Below are 13,897 nucleotides of genomic sequence, written 5' to 3' on the forward strand. Positions count from 1 at the left end.
GGGGTGGGAGCCGCGGGGGAGTGCCTGTCCCGGACGGAGGGACCGGGGTGGGCGTTGCCCCCCCCACCGTGGGTGCCTAGCTTCGCACCCTGATCCCTCCGGGCTCCTCGTATGGGCCGCGGATGGGTGGGCGCAGGGTGGGGTGGGGAAGGGGAATGGGATCCATGAGCAGGCGCTGGGGCCTGTGTGTCCTCGCAGTGCTGTTGGTGCTGACGGGGTGTGCCGATCGGGACCGTCCGGCCATCGCCGATGGCAGGCTGGCGGCGACGCCGGGTGGTCTGGACTTCCAGCGGGTGGCGATCTTCGACGGGCGCGAAGCGGAAGTGGTGCTGCGCAACGTGGGACGCTCCCGCATCATCGTGGACGAGGCCTGGGTGGAGGGCCCTGCCGGAGCCTGGCAGGTGGACTTCACCCACGAGGGCCCGCACTCGCTCATTCCGGGCGGGGAGTGCACGGTGCGCGTGCGCTTCACGCCGCAGGGCGAGGGGGAGCTGCCGGCCACGCTGGTGGTGCGCTCGGACTCGAAGAAGGAGCCGCTCATCCGCGTGCGGCTGCAGGGCATGGGGGTGGATGCCTGGGCGCGCGTGACGCCGCGGCGGCTGGACTTCGGCCGCATCGAGGCCGACTCCTCCAAGACGCTCACCTTCACCGTCAACAACCCCACGGACATGCCCGTGGAGGTGACGCCGAAGCTGGTGGGGGCGGATCGGGATGAATTCTCCTCGGAGCCGGTGACGCTGGGGCCGGGGGAGCAGCGCGAGGTGCCCATCACCTTCTCGCCGGGGCGGGTGGGGCGCAAGCAGGTGGCGCTGGCGGTGTCGCCGTGCAAGGGCTGCTCGGACGTGGCGGTGCAGGTGGCGGCCGAGTCCCTGGAGCAGGCCGTGGTGGCCGAGCCTCCGCTGCTCGACTTCGGCTCCATCCCCGTGGACAAGGACAGCTTCCGGATGGCTCGCCTGCACAACCTCAGCACGGAGCCCATGACGATCACCGAGCTGAAGCTGGAGGGGCGGGATGCCTCCTTCAGCCACGGCGCTCCGGGGCTGCCGCTGGTGCTGGAGGGCGGAGAGACGCGCACGTGGGAGCTGCGCTACAGCCCGGGCCACATGGGGCCGGCCGAGGACATGGCCTTCTTCCATGTGGTGAGCAAGCGCCACCCCACCACGGACGTGGCGCTGCGCGGCTTTGGCGGCGCGGCGGAGCTGTGCGTGTCGCCCATCGCCCATGACTTCGGGCGCCAGCCGATCGGCTCGAAGACGCCGGTCGTGATCAACGTGAAGAACTGCGGCGCCGCCAACGGGGGGCCGCTCACCATCTACGGGCTCGAGTTCCACTCGTCGGACGGGCACCCGGACACGGACGTGCAGTTCAACGTGGCGCCGCTGCCGCTGCCGCACCGGCTGCTGCCCGGTGAAGAGGTGAGCTTCAAGGTCTTCTACGAGCCCATGCGCGTGGGGGCCGCGGCGGGCCGGCTGCTGATGACGACGGACGTGTACTCGGGCAACACCACGGAGCTGGACTTCACGGGCCTGGCGGAGGCGCACCTGCCCTGCCAGCTGGCCGTCACCCCCGCGACGGTGGACTTCGGCACGGTGGAGCCGGGCTACGGCGCGGTGCTGGGCGTGAAGGTGGCCAACGTGGGCACGGACCTCTGCGCGGTGAAGGACATCCGCCTGAGCGACGACGGGGGCGGGGTGTTCAGCATGCCCGGAGGCGCACTGGACGGCGTCATCATCTGGCCGGGGGACTACTTCAGCTACATGGTGGCCTTCCGCGCGCCCGCGTCGGGCGGTGATTTCACGGGGGCGGTGCAGTTCGAGCCGGCGGATCCCGTCACCCCGGTGGTGAGCGTGCCGCTGATGGCGCACTCGCAGAACGCGTGCCTGGTGGCCTCGCCGCGCTTCGTGGACTACGGCGTGTCGCGTCCGGACTGCGCTCCGGCCCCGCGCGAGGTGAACTACCTCAACGCGTGCCGCAATCCGGTGACGGTGTCCAACGTGTTCATCGGCCCGGGCACGACGGACGGGGAGTTCGAGCTCCACGACGCGCCGGCCACGCCCTTCACGCTGGATCCGAACGACGGCTTCACCGTGACGGTGGGCTACCTGGCCCAGGTGTACGGGCTGAACATGTCACCGCTCTTCGTGGACTCGTCGGACCTGCCGGTGCCGCTGCTCGTCCCGCTCATCGGCGAGTCCTCCAAGCAGATGGACAAGACGGACACGTTCATCCAGCAGGATGGCTCCAAGGTGGACGTGCTCTTCGTGGTGGACAACACGGCGTCCATGGTGGAGGAGCAGCCGCGCATCGTGGCGGCCATGCCCGCCTTCGCCGACGCGGCGCTGGCCCGGGGCGTGGATCTGCACGTGGCCGTCACCACCACGGGCATCGACCCGATCTCCAACGCGTGTCCCGGCGGGGCGCAGGGCGGTGAGGCGGGCCGCTTCGTCCCGGTGGATGGCACCCGGCCGCGCATCATGACGAACCGCACGCCGGGCCTGGCCTCCGTGCTGCAACAGAACGTGAACGTGGGTCAGTGCGCCACGGTGGAGCAGGGCTTCGAGGCCGTGCGGCGCGCCCTGTCGCCTCCGCTGGTGAACAACGCGGACGATCCGCGCACGGCCCCGAGGAACGACGGCAACCTGGGCTTCCTGCGCGACGAGGCGGCGCTGGTGGTCGTCTTCATGGGGGACGAGGATGACCACTCGCCCGACAGCGTGGACACCTACGTGCGCTTCCTTCGCACGCGCAAGGGCGAGAACCAGCCGCAGCGCATGACCATCTACGCCATCGCGCCCACGGCCTCCGGCTGCCCCACCGCGGGTGGTGCCGGCACGCGCTACGCCGAGGCCGCGGGCCGTACCGGTGGCGAGGTGCTCTCCGTGTGCGCCACGGACTACGCGCCGCTGCTCCGCTCGGTGGCCACCAAGGCGTTCTCCGCCCAGGACCGCTTCCCGCTCAGCGAGCCGCCAGACGCCGGCAGCATCACCGTGCGCGTGAACGGCTCCCTGGTTACCAGTGGCTGGACCTACGACGGCGCCACCAACAGCGTCGTCTTCGCCTCGGCGCCCGCTCCGGGCGCGAAGGTGGAGGTCTATTACCGCCGCGCCTGCCGTTGAGCCGCGCGGCGTGAGGACGCGCTCCGGGGCCGGTATTCCGGCTCCGGACGGGACATGTCGGCCCCGGGTGCTACAGCTCTGCATCGGTCTGTGCGGTTGACCGGAAAATTGGACGGCACCCCATGCTGAGTACCCTGAGCGCGTCCCCGCAGCAGGAGGCGACGGTGAGCTCCCGACAGCACGACGACAATTCCACCTCCGAGCGTCCGCTCACCCGCCGCTCGTCCACACCGGCCGCCCGCTCGCCTGGCGGCCTGCGTGTCATCGAAGGAGGAGGGCAGCGCCGGCAGGACGAGCCGCTCGTCTCCCGCGATGCCGTGGCCCGCGTGCTCATGGAGGCGGGCGTGGATCTGCTCCTGCGCCGCATCAGCCCGGCCCGGGCCGCGGAGATCGAGCGCAAGGTGGACCGGGTATTGGATTTGTTCGACCGGGTGGACGCCGCCCCCCTGCTGATGCCCGTGCTGCAGCGGCACCTGGACGACCTGGAGGCCCTCATGAGGGAGACCCGCCAGGTCAGGGCTCCCGCCCGTCGCGGCGGGTAGTGCGTCCCGAGGGGGCGTACGGGGGAAAAGTGCGACAGGAGGTTTGACCCTCCCGGCCGGGCCGCTTACGCTCGGGGGCCCCTTCCGCCTCCAGGTGTTCCTCCTGCACGGCGTGACCGCCGTACCCAGGGGGGGCCGCGTCGCACCGTGTCGAACGAGAACTACGGCAAATACCAGCTCCTCAAGCGGCTCGCCATGGGAGGCATGGCGCAGATCTATCTCGCGCGCCAGCGGGGTCCCGAGGGCTTCGAGAAGCTGCTGGTCATCAAGCGCATCCTCCCGCATCTGGCGGAGAACGAGGACTTCGTCCGGATGTTCCTGGACGAGGCGCGCATCGCCGCCCGGTTGGATCACCCCAACATCGTCGACATCTACGACCTGGGGGCGCAGGACGACACCTTCTTCATCGCCATGGAGTACATCCACGGCGAGGATCTGCGGCGCGTGTGGAAGCGGGCGGAGCGCAGCGGGCAGCTGATTCCCGTGCCGCTGGTGTGCCGCATCATGATCGAGGCCTGCGCGGGCCTGGACCATGCGCACAAGCAGAAGGACGCCCAGGGCAAGCCGCTGGGCATCGTCCACCGGGACATCTCCCCGCAGAACATCCTCCTGACGTTCGAGGGGCGGGTGAAGGTGGTGGACTTCGGCATCGCCAAGGCGGCGGACCAGGCCACCGTGACGCGCTCGGGGGTGCTCAAGGGCAAGTACTCGTACATGTCGCCGGAGCAGGCCGCCGGGAACAAGAGCCTGGACTGCCGCACGGACATCTTCGCCCTGGGCGTGGTGCTCTACGAACTGCTCACCGGGATGCGCCTCTTCAAGCGCCTCACGGACATGGCCACGCTGCAGGCGGTGGCGGATTGCGAGATTCAACCGCCCTCGCAGATCAACCCGCGGGTGCCGAAGGACCTGGACCCCATCGTCATGAAGGCGCTGACGCGCAAGCCGGAGGACCGGTACGCGGAGGCGCTGCAACTGCAACTGGCGCTGGAGGACTGGCTGCTCGCCCACCAGTTGCCGTCGTCCACGGCGCACGTGGCGGCCTTCATGAAGGAGCTGTACGCCGCGCGGCTGGCCGAGGAGGCGCGGCTGGGGGATGTGCTGGTGGTGGACGATGCCGAGAGTGCCTCGCCCGCCGGTGCTGGGAAGACGCCCGACAAGGCCTCCGAGAAATCCTCCGCCGAGACGATGGCGGCGCCGCGCCAGCCGGGCACGCAGGTGCCGCTGCCGGAGCGGCCCTCGCTGCGCACCCCGAGATTGAAGGATGCGCGGGGCACCTCCGAGCGCAAGGCCGTGGAGCCCCGGCGCACCGTGGACATCCGCCGTGCGTCGGCGCCCGAGCTCGCCGAGGAGCCGCGCTCCTACGCCCCCGAGAAGTCCACCCGTCGCCGGACCCCGCCGCCCGAGCCCGGAGACGAGTCGCTCTCCGAGGAGTCGGACCCCGAGAAGACCCTGGCGCCGAGGTCGAGCCGGTCGCGTCAGCCGGCCGTGCAGCCGCCTCCCCAGGAGCCCCAGGAGCCCCGGAAGCCGTACCGGGTCGCGCTGCTGGCGGTGGGCGTGGGGCTCATCGTGGGCGTGGGCCTGGGCGGATGGTTCGCCCTGCACGCGGAGCGCGCTCCGGTGGCGGTGGCGCCCGTGACGAAGCCCGCTCCGCCGGAGCCCTCGCCTTCCGTCCCCGAGCAACAGGCGCCTCCTCGCGAGGAGCCGAAGCCCGTGGTGGCGGCCACCCCGCCCACTCCCACGCCCTCGCCCCGGGTGGAGCAGAAGCCGGAGCCCGAGCGGCCCACTCCGGGCCCGGTGGAGCGCGTGGCCTCGCAGGAGTCGCGCCGGGGAACGGTGCGCTTCGCGGTCACGCCCTGGGCCGAGGTGTCCTGCGGTGGGCGCAACCTGGGCACCACGCCGCTGCCGGACGTTTCCCTCTCCGTCGGCGAGTATGAGTGCAAGTTCTCGAACCCGGAGTTTGGGACGCGTACCCAGCGGGTCGAGGTGAAGGCCAACAGCCACACCAAAGTGGTCGTGAAGTTCTAGCTCGTTCTCCGGGATCTCCGCCTTGACACTCGAAGCAGGTACCCCCATCGGCAAGTACGTCGTCAAGCGCAAGCTCGCCGAGGGAGGCATGGCGGAGATCTACCTGGCCACCTCCACGGGCGCCGAGGGCTTCGAGAAGGAAGTCGTCATCAAGCGCGTGCGCTCGTTCCTGTCGGACGACGAGAGCTTCGTGCAGATGTTCATCGCCGAGGCGCGGCTGGCCTCGGGGCTCAACCACGCCAACGTGGTGCAGATCTTCGACTTCGCCAAGCACGAGGACTCGTACTACCTGGCCATGGAGTACGTGCGCGGCTGCTCGCTGTGGGAGCTGCGCAAGCGCTGCCGGGAGAAGGGCATCTCCGTTCCGCCCGTGCTGGTGGCGCACATCGGCGCGCAGGTGGCGGCCGGGCTGCACTACGCGCACCGGCTCAAGTCCTCGGATGGGGCGCTGGTGCACCTGGTGCACCGCGACGTCACCCCGCACAACGTGCTGCTGTCCTACGACGGCGCGGTGAAGCTCACCGACTTCGGCATCGCCAAGGCCAGCAACAAACTGACCCAGCCGGGCGTGCTCAAGGGCAAGTTCGCGTACATGTCTCCGGAGCAGGCGCGCGGGGAAGAGGTGGACGCGCGCACGGACGTCTTCGCGCTCGGCGTGGTGCTCTGGGAGATGCTCACCGGGGGCAAGCTGTTCGACGGGGACTCGGAGATGGCCGTGCTCCGGGCCGTGCAGGAGAGCGTCATCGCCCGGCCGGCCCGCCTCAACCCGGACGTGCCCGAGGAGCTGGACCGCGTGGTGTGCACCGCGCTCGAGCGGGACCCGGAGGCCCGCTACCAGTCGGCGGGCGAGCTGGAGCGTGCGCTCGCTCAGTGCGTGCTGCGCAGCGCGAACAGCGTGGACGAGACGGACGTGGGCACCTTCGTCCGGCGGCTCTTCGACGTCCCGCTCACCCAGTTCATCGCGGTGCCGTCCGCGCTGATGGAGCGCTCGCAGCGCAGCCGCTCCGGCAGCGTGCCCGTGGCGGGGACGACCCCGGGCGCGCCGGCCCGGAGCCGCACGGGAGAGGCGCCCTCGGTGCAGGTGGCGGAGCCCGCCGCCCAGGTGTCCTCGCCCGCGCGCGAGCCCACCGCGGTGTTGCCCGGCTCGAACCCGGCCTCGGGGCGCGACAGGCCCGTGCGCCCGGACGCCTCCGAGGAGGCCCTGGTCTCCGCCTCCACCCAGGTGTTGTCCCGCGACCCGCTTCCTCCTCGCTCCACCCAGCCGCTGCCCCCGGCCGAGGGGACGAGGAACTCCCGCCCCATGCCCGTGGTGGGCCCGGTGGAGCAGGGGAGTGCGCCGCGGCCCGCGGCCCTCGAGTCCGTTCCCGCCCCCGTCCGGGAGGCCCAGGTGATGTCGCCGGTGACCTCCGCTCCGGAAGCCAGCGGACCGAAGCGCGGGAGCAAGGGGCTCTGGGTCGGCGCGAGCGCGGTGGCCGTGGTCCTCATCGGCGGGGTGGCGGCCCTGGTGGCACCGTCGAAGCCGCCGGCCACCTCGGCTCCTGCCACGTCCTCCGCGCAGGACACCGCCTCTCCCGCACCGAAGGCCGAGGTTCCCCCGCCGCCGGCCCCCGAGCCCGTGCTCGCGGCGGCACCCGATGCGGGCTCTCCCGACGCGGGAGCCCTGGCGGCCGCGGCACCTCCGCCCGAGCCACCTCCCGCCCAGACGGGGAGCGCGGAGCAGACCCCGGCGGAGCAGGCTCCCGTCGTGGAGGCGAAGGGGACTCTCTCCGTCAAGGCCGTGCCGTATGCCGACGTCTATGTCGACGGCAAGCTGGTCCGGCGCGAGCTGCAGGGGACCGCGATCATTCCGCTCGTGGCCGGTCCCCACAAGGTGACCTTCAAGCACCCCTCGCGCACTGAGTCCTTCGACATCACCCTCGCGCCCAACGGCCGGGTGACGAAGGCCTTCAACGCGACGCGCAAGTAGCGCGCCCGCCGTTCACTTCCCGACCCCGTAACCCCCGCGCCGCCGGCTCGCTCCGGCGCGCCACGGCCCTCGTACGCCCGGTGCTACCGACTGCTACAGGCTTTTGTTGACAGCTTCGCGGGCTTTCTGGCATTCAATGGCGTCCATTCAGTACAGTATATTGAATGGAAGGCATGCGGTTGCTGGAGCCCGACGAGCTCGAACGCATCGAACGCGACTTCGCTGGCGGGCTGCCCGCGAGGGAGATCCTCGAGATCTTCCGTCCCCGCGGCGTTCAGCTCTCCGAGGCGACGTTCCGCAAGTACGTGCAGGTAGGCCTGTTGCCCCGCAGCCGCCGGGTGGGGCGCAAGGGCAAGCACCAGGGGAGCCGGGGCCTGTACCCGGTGGAATCAGTTCGGCGGATCAACGCCATCAAAAAAATGATGGCCGAGGGTCACACCCTGGAGGACATCAAGCGCTCCTTCTTGTTTCAAAAGAATCACATCGATCAGCTGGAGCGGGATCTCTCCGAGGTGTTCGAGGGTTTTCAGGATCAGATGGGGGAGCGCGCGTTCGGTACGGAGTACCGGCGCGCACTGGAAGCAGAGCTGGCATCGTTGAAGTCAAGGGCTCGGGAACTGGTCCGGGATGTGTCCCGGCTGGGAAGCGCGGTCACCGCGCGCCGAGACGAAAAGCTCCATTCGCCGTAGGCTGAAGGGTGGGGGACCGGGTAGAGTGGACTCATCGTTGGAGGGGACATGTCTGAAGTGAAGCAGCAGCGGCCGGAGGAGGAGGCGCCCGCGGAGGCGGATGGTGGGGCGGAGCGCCGTCGCTCGAAGACGATGTCGCGGAAGGAGATGGCCAGGGATCTGCGCCGCCGCCGATTGACGGGGCAGATCGATCCCGAGGAGAGCGAGCTCCTCACCGCCGTCGACTCGCAGCGGCCGAAGACGCGGGCGGACTGTGTGAACGGTCCCCGTCCGTGCCTCTTCGTGTCCTGCAAGCACAACCTCTATCTGGATGTGAACCCGGAGACCGGGTCCATCAAGCTCAACTTCCCGGACAAGGAGATCTGGGAGCTGGAGCACACCTGCGCCCTGGACGTGGCGGAGAAGGGTGGCATCACGCTCGAGGAGGTGGGCGCCATCATGAACCTCACCCGCGAGCGCATCCGTCAGGTGGAGACGCGCGGCCTGCTCAAGCTGCGCGAGGCCACCGAGGCCGAGCCCCCGGTCTCCGCCCGCAAGCCCTGAAAATCGGGCCGGAATCCGTTGCCGCACACGGGTTGCATGCTTCGTTGACACCCCGTGGGGTGGTTGCTAGACGGGCCGCCTCTCCTACAGACAGAGGCGTGCAAACCCGTGCTGGCTCTCCTCAGCGTTTCCGATAAACGCGGTCTGGTCCCCTTCGCGCAGGGGCTCGTCCGGCTCGGCTTCGAGCTGCTCTCCACCGGGGGCACGCTCGCCGCGCTCCAGGCCGCGGGGGTCCCCGCAAGGAAGGTCTCCGAGCACACGCAGAGCCCGGAGATCCTCGGGGGCCGCGTGAAGACGCTCCACCCCCGCATCCATGGTGGCCTCCTCGGACGGCCGGACCTGGAGAGTGACCGGGCGGAGATGGCCGCCAACAGCATCGCCCCCATTTCCCTGGTGGCCGTCAACCTCTACCCCTTCCGCCAGACGGTGGCCTCCGGCGCCTCCGAGGCCGAGGTCATCGAGCAGATCGACATCGGCGGGCCCGCCATGGTGCGCGCCTCGGCGAAGAACTTCCGCCACGTGACGGTGGTGGTGGACCCGGAGGACTACGAGGCCGTGCTGGCCGAGCTGGAGAAGTCCCGCGCCACGAGCGAGGAGACGCGCCGGCGGTTGATGCGCAAGGCCTTCGCGCACACCGCGGCGTATGACGCCTCCATCTCGGCCTGGCTGTCGGCGCAGGCCGGTGAGCCGTTCCCCCAGGAGCAGACGCTTGCGTTCCAGAAGGTGCAGAACCTGCGCTACGGCGAGAACCCGCACCAGCGCGGCGCCTTCTACCGGGAGCATGCCGCGCCCGCGGAGCCCACCGTGGCCTTCTCCCGCGTGCTGCAGGGCAAGGAGCTCTCCTACAACAACATCCTGGACCTGGATGCGGCGCTGGGCCTGGTGCTCGAGTTCCCCGAGCAGCCCTGTGCCGTCATCATCAAGCACAACACCCCCTGCGGTGTGGCGCTGGATGCGTCGCTGGTGACGGCCTACCGCACGGCGCGCGCCATCGACGAGGTGTCCGCCTTCGGTGGCATCGTCGCGCTCAACCGGGAGGTGGACCGCGTCACCGCCGAGGCCCTGGCCGAGACGTTCCTCGAGGCCGTCATCGCTCCCTCCTACTCGGCCGAGGCCCTTCAGGTACTGGGGGCGAAGAAGAACCTGCGCCTCCTGGAGGCGGGTCCCGCCCTGGCCTCGACGACTGCCCGGCCGAGGGCCCAGCTGGAGGCCCGGAGCGTGTCCGGTGGCCTGGTCCTCCAGGACAAGGACGCCGTCGAGCCCCCGCTCGAGTGGAAGGTCGTCAGCAAGCGCGCCCCCACCCCGGAGGAGGAGAGGGCTCTCCGCTTCGCCTGGAAGGTGTGCAAGCACGTGAAGAGCAACGCCATCGTGTTCGCCAATGGCTCGAAATTGCTGGCTTCCGGAGGCGGGCAGACGAGCCGGGTGGACTCGGCGAAGATCGCCGCCGCTCGGGGGGGCAAGGCCCTCGAGGGGAGCGCCGTGGCCTCGGACGCCTTCTTCCCCTTCAGGGATGGGCTCGACGAGGCCGCCCGGGCGGGGGCCACCTGCGTCATCCAGCCTGGCGGCTCGGTGAGGGACTCGGAGATCATCGCCGCGGCCGATGAACATGGAATGGCCATGGTGGTCACCGGGGTGCGACACTTCCGGCACTGAGCCATGCGGATCATCTGCCAAAAATGCGCGGCGGCCTATGCCATCGATGACCGGGTCATCACCCCCAAGGGTGTGCGTGCGCAGTGCCCACGCTGCCGTCACCTCCAGTTGGTGAAGCGCGAGGACTCGCCCGCGGCCCCGGAGCCGAAGCCCGCTGCCGCCGCGCCGAAACCCGCCCCCGCGCCGAAGCCCGCCCCCAAGCCCGCCGTGGCGGCGAAGCCAGCGGCCTCTCCCGCGAGACCGGCCACGCCGTCCGCGTCCCTGACCGATTCGCTCTTCGGCGATCTCGGGGACCTCGAGCCGGCGCCGGATCCCACTGAGTCCCCAGCGGACTCGCTGCTGGACGACCTCTCGGCGATCGGCAGGCCGGCCACGCCCGCCGCCCCGTTGGAGAAGGACTCGTTGTTCGGCGATCTCGCCGACCTCACGCAGTCGTCTCCGTCCAATCCGGCGATCGACCTCGGTGCCTCGTCCAGGCCGGGGACGCCGGGCTATTCACTTCCAACGGGCGATCTGCTGTTCGAGGAGCCCGCACCGGCTCCAGCGCCCGTGCCGCAGCCCAGGCCGGCCGTGCCGGTGCAGGCCCGTCCGGCCGCGCCCGCGCCCCAGCCCAAGCCGGCGGTTCCGGCCTACTCGGTTCCGTCCGACGACGCGCTGTTCGACTTCAACTCGCCGCCTGGATTCGACGCGCCCGCGCCCAAGCCAGCTCCCGCGCCCAAGCCGGCTCCTGCCTCCGCCGCGCTGCCGGAGATGGCGGACGATGGGATGTTCGACTTCAACGCGCCGCCGGGATTCAGCGCGCCCCCTCCCGTGGCCGCGCCCACGCCGGCTCCCGCTTCCGCCGCGCTGCCGGAGATGGCGGACGACGGAATCTTCGACTTCAACGCGCCGCCGGGCATGAGCTCGCCACCTCCCGTGGCCGCGCCTCCCGTCGCGGCGGCTCCGGAGGCGGATCCGCTCCTCGACTTCTTCGGCTCGCAGCCGGAGCCCGCCGCGGCTCCTCCGCCCGTGGCGGCGCCCATGCCCGTCGCGGCTCCTGCTCCCGCGAGACCCGCGGCGCCCGCCGGTGGCACCGCCAAGACGTGTCGTGAGTGCGGCAAGCAGATCGTGGACCCGTTCGACCTGGCGCTCGGGGCGTGCGAGGACTGCCGTCGTCGTGCTCCGCAGAAGCCCACGCCCGCGCCCGTTCCCGAGACCCGGCCGGTGGAGGTTCTCGATCTGCCGCCGCTCGGCGATGCGGGTGGGGCCCCGGCGAGCGCGCCCCTGCCTCCAGAGCCTGGCAGTGGCTCACGCCCCGCCCCTCCGGCACTGGCGCCCGAGCCTCGTAGCGCCGTCAACTCGCGTTCTGGCGTGGCCGTGTCGGCGTCCAGCGGAGGCCGTGGCGGACTGATCGCGGCCGCGGTGGTCCTGCTGCTCCTGGGGGGTGGCGGGGCCGCGTACTTCTTCGTCCCCCAGGTGAAGGAGCTGGTGGGCGGCGGCAAGACCGGGAGCGGCGGTGGGTCCACGTCGTCCTCGTCCGGCCAGCAGCAGCCCGCGACGGCCGCGCTGCCTCCCGCGCTGGAGTCCGTGCTGCCCCGCTGGCAGTTGATGTTCGTGGACGCCAGCAGCGGTGACAGCAAGCAATTCCTCGCCCAGGGGCAGTCGCTGCTCGAGAAGGATCAGCGCCTCGCCTACGCGGAGGCCGCGGAGTCCTTCCAGCGGGCGCTGTTGTTGGATCCCCGCAGTGACACGGCCATCTTCGGCTACGTCCAGGCGCTCGCGCTGGGGCTCGGCTCGCGGATGGATGACCCGACCTTCCAGGAGGCGCGCTCGCTCATCGAGGCCGCCGAGGGCCGCTCCCAGCGTGGCCCGGATCTGCTGGTGGCGCACGCCAACCTCCTGCTCGCGCGCTCCGGCAACTCGGAGAACGTGCAGCAGGCGCAGAAGCTCGCCGAGGAAGTGCTGGCCAATCCCAAGGCGGGCACCCCGGCGCAGAAGGCCGAGGCCCACCTGGTGCTGGGCCGTGTCTTCCTGACGTCGTCCCGCGAGCTGGCCAACCAGCACTTCGAGTCGGCGCTGGCGCTCGCCTCGGACTTCCAGCGCGTGCACTACTACCGCGCGCTGGCCGACGAGACGGCCGGTGACTACTCGCTGGCGATCGATCGGCTGAAGAAGCGGCTCGCGCAGGATGCCGATCACTGGGAGACCCGCGCCACGCTGGCCCGCATCTTCATGGAGGTGGGGCAGGTGGAGCAGGCGCGCGAGCTGTACGAGTCGCGCCTCAAGAGCACGCCGACGGACTTCCAGGCGCTCCTGGCCACCGCGGTGTTGCGCTACCAGGTGGAGAACGGGCTGACCGGTGGGCTCGGGGGGCTGCGCGCCCTGCTGCGCAACCGCGACAAGTACGACGAGCGCGAGGTGGCGGAGTTGCTGCTGCACCTGGCGGCCGCGGAGCGCTCGGCCAACAACCTGGAGGCGGCGGCCAAGGCGGCTCGCGAGTCCCTGCAACTGCAGAAGAACAACCCGGCGGCGCACCTTCAGCTCTTCCTCGTGGCCGTGAAGCGCAAGGACGCCACGGCCGCGGCCGAGCACTTCGCCGGCCTCAAGGGCCAACTCGACTCGCCCGTGCTGGAGAAGCTGCTCGAGGGCCGGTTGCGGCTGCTCGAGCGCAAACCCGCCGAGGCGATGCCGCTCTTCCTGGACGCCGCGAAGCAGGATGCGCGCTACGTGGATGCCCTGCTGCTGGCCGGCGTGGCCGGTGCCCAGAGTGGACGCCGTGACGAGGCCTTCCGCGTGCTCGGCCAGGCGAGCCAGGGAGATCCGATGCGGCTGTCTCCCCGGCCGGCCGTCACCACCTTCTACCTGCGCCCGGGAGATCTGCTCGAGGGGCTCGAGGGCTCCATCGTGGGCGCTGGCCGCGGGGACGACGACCTGCTGGCCAACCTCTACGAGGGCCTCCTGCGCTTCCACCAGGGCGAGGGCGCGGCGGCGGAGAAGCTGCTGAAGAAGGTGAACGACATCGACACCAACAACGCCGTCGCGTCCGCCTACCGGACCTTCATCGCCTTGGGCCGCAAGGACCTGAAGTCGGCGAAGGGGCATGCCGCTCGCGCGGTGGCGGGAGGCCGTCAGGTGGCCGTCGCCCACCTGGCCCTGGGCCTGGTGATGTTGGAGTCCAAGGAGCTGGAGCAGGCCAAGCGCTCCCTGCGCGAGGCGGTGACACTCGCCCCCAAGCTGTACTCGGCGGAAGTGAAGCTGGCCGAGATGGAGGGCACCTCCAGCCGTGACTCGGTCCGCGAACGGCTCATCCGGCTGCTGAGCCTGGATCCTTCGTTCCTGCCCGCCAAACGCGTCCTCTACTCACTCGACAAACGAGGTTGA

8 protein-coding genes are annotated in these 13,897 nt (G+C 70.7%); all 8 read left to right on the forward strand.

Going from position 1 to position 13,897, the window contains the following annotated elements; all coding sequences use genetic code 11:
• Positions 1-164 precede the first annotated feature (164 nt).
• Positions 165-3,116 carry a choice-of-anchor D domain-containing protein gene (locus tag Q664_RS03950; RefSeq protein WP_043389967.1) on the forward strand — a complete coding sequence of 984 codons (2,952 nt, stop codon included), beginning with the start codon at positions 165-167 and terminating at the stop codon, positions 3,114-3,116.
• 254 nt (positions 3,117-3,370) lie between these two features.
• A complete protein-coding gene (locus Q664_RS03955) occupies positions 3,371-3,658 on the forward strand; it encodes a hypothetical protein (protein ID WP_198956227.1) in 288 nt (95 codons plus the stop codon).
• Between the two features lie 147 nt (positions 3,659-3,805).
• Complete coding sequence (locus Q664_RS03960; protein ID WP_043389930.1) at positions 3,806-5,686, forward strand: serine/threonine protein kinase; 1,881 nt, start codon at positions 3,806-3,808, stop codon at positions 5,684-5,686.
• 22 nt (positions 5,687-5,708) lie between these two features.
• On the forward strand, positions 5,709-7,652 hold the full coding sequence (locus Q664_RS03965; RefSeq protein ID WP_075207329.1) for a serine/threonine protein kinase: 1,944 nt from the start codon (positions 5,709-5,711) through the stop codon (positions 7,650-7,652).
• A gap of 164 nt (positions 7,653-7,816) precedes the next feature.
• Positions 7,817-8,341 (forward strand): MerR family transcriptional regulator, encoded by a 525-nt coding sequence (locus Q664_RS03970; RefSeq protein WP_052517643.1) that lies wholly within the window; start codon positions 7,817-7,819, stop codon positions 8,339-8,341.
• A gap of 48 nt (positions 8,342-8,389) precedes the next feature.
• Positions 8,390-8,884 (forward strand): sigma factor-like helix-turn-helix DNA-binding protein, encoded by a 495-nt coding sequence (locus Q664_RS03975; protein ID WP_043389932.1) that lies wholly within the window; start codon positions 8,390-8,392, stop codon positions 8,882-8,884.
• A gap of 108 nt (positions 8,885-8,992) precedes the next feature.
• Positions 8,993-10,537 carry a bifunctional phosphoribosylaminoimidazolecarboxamide formyltransferase/IMP cyclohydrolase gene (gene purH, locus Q664_RS03980; RefSeq protein ID WP_043389933.1) on the forward strand — a complete coding sequence of 515 codons (1,545 nt, stop codon included), beginning with the start codon at positions 8,993-8,995 and terminating at the stop codon, positions 10,535-10,537.
• Between the two features lie 3 nt (positions 10,538-10,540).
• Positions 10,541-13,897, forward strand: a complete 3,357-nt coding sequence (locus tag Q664_RS03985) for a tetratricopeptide repeat protein (RefSeq protein WP_052517644.1) — start codon at positions 10,541-10,543, stop codon at positions 13,895-13,897.

The organism is Archangium violaceum Cb vi76 (genome assembly GCF_000733295.1).
GTDB lineage: Bacteria > Myxococcota > Myxococcia > Myxococcales > Myxococcaceae > Archangium > Archangium violaceum.

Coding starts and splice junctions, on each gene's coding strand:
- Q664_RS03985 (WP_052517644.1), top strand. CDS start 10,541: ATGCGGATCATCTGCCAAAAATGCGCGGCGGCCTATGCCATCGATGAC.
- Q664_RS03975 (WP_043389932.1), top strand. CDS start 8,390: ATGTCTGAAGTGAAGCAGCAGCGGCCGGAGGAGGAGGCGCCCGCGGAG.
- Q664_RS03950 (WP_043389967.1), top strand. CDS start 165: ATGAGCAGGCGCTGGGGCCTGTGTGTCCTCGCAGTGCTGTTGGTGCTG.
- Q664_RS03970 (WP_052517643.1), top strand. CDS start 7,817: ATGGAAGGCATGCGGTTGCTGGAGCCCGACGAGCTCGAACGCATCGAA.